General features: G+C 36.5%; 1 protein-coding gene. It reads left to right on the top strand.

Translation table 11 applies throughout. The features are described from left to right. The coding region (locus D3H64_RS07495; protein ID WP_147429905.1) for a transposase at positions 1-408 on the top strand (408 nt) is incomplete at both ends.

Below are 408 nucleotides of genomic sequence, written 5' to 3'. Positions count from 1 at the left end.
GTATAGATTTGGCTGCCATGGGTTATAACCGAGACCATGAACTTTTACCTCAAGTGAATTTGGGCGTGTTTTACTCACAAAGTAGACATCTTCCTATTTGTTATGAACTCTACGATGGTAGCATTGTCGATAAAGCACACATTCTTGAGATGATGGACTTAGCGGAAGATCTCGATATGAAGCTGACTGTTTTTGTGATGGATAAAGGATTTTTAACCAAAGAAAACCTTTCGTTTCTTAAGCAACACCACATTCCTTTCTTAATGGCTTTTCCTAATTCTCAAAAACTTTATCGTCAGTGGCTTTTGAACCAAAGTAAAGATCTGGAAACATTCGAAAGTTATTTAGGTACTTTACCTAGTTTTGGAAAATCTGCTCCAATTCAAGTGGATGATATGACCTTTAATG

This window comes from Atopobacter sp. AH10 (assembly GCF_003664595.1).
Classification (GTDB): Bacteria; Bacillota; Bacilli; order Lactobacillales; family Aerococcaceae; genus Atopobacter.
The sequence above is the reverse complement of the archived record's forward strand: the minus strand, read 5'-3'. Positions and strand labels throughout refer to the sequence as shown.